The organism is Ruegeria sp. AF8 (genome assembly GCF_056541825.1).
Map to the genome: position 1 here is coordinate 1 of NZ_JBQFYW010000087.1, position 731 is coordinate 731.

The 731-nt window shown below is 57.9% G+C and carries 1 protein-coding gene; it reads left to right on the forward strand.

All coding sequences use genetic code 11. The features are described from left to right. Positions 1-679: IS6 family transposase (locus tag ACR0AO_RS25500; protein WP_480609857.1), on the forward strand; the 679-nt coding region annotated here is incomplete at its 5' end. Positions 680-731 lie beyond the last annotated feature (52 nt).

Here is a 731-nt window from a genome sequence, read left to right on the forward strand (position 1 = left end):
CAAGCGCCACCGGTTTCCTCCTCAGATCATCGCGCACGCGGTGTGGCTGTACCTTCGCTTCAATCTGAGCCTGCGGGAAGTTGAAGAGATGTTGTTGCAGCGCGGGATCGATGCGTCATACGAAACGGTCCGGCGTTGGGTCATCAAGTTCGGGCCAGCGGTAGCTCGAAACCTGCGGCAGAGACAGAACCGTCCGGGTGATGTCTGGCATCTGGATGAAGTTGCCGTGAGAATCGCAGGTCGCAAGTATTGGCTTTGGCGGGCGGTTGATCAGCATGGCGTCGTGCTGGACGAAATTCTCCAACCCAGGCGGGACAAACGGGCTGCAAAACGGCTGTTACGCCGCCTGATCAAGCGTCTTGGTTTCATTCCCAAGCGGATCATCACGGACAAACTACGCTCGTATGGCGCCGCCAAGCGCGAGGTCGCGCCGGGGTTGGCTCATTGGTCGCACAAGGGCTTGAACAATCGAGCCGAAAACAGCCACCTCCCATTCCGAAAGCGGGAACGGACGATGCAGAGATTTCGGTCCCCAGGAGGTTTGCAGAGGTTCGTGGCCACCCGTTCAGCCATTCGGAATTGCTTCTGCGCCCCCGCTCTTCGTCGTTCAGCCTTAACAATTCGATTTCACCGCCTCGAGGCATTTGACGCCTGGAATGCCGCTACTCGAGCCGCTTGAAATCCGAGCATCAGCATTCCTTGGTGGGCCGGAAGTTAATGTGACAACACCT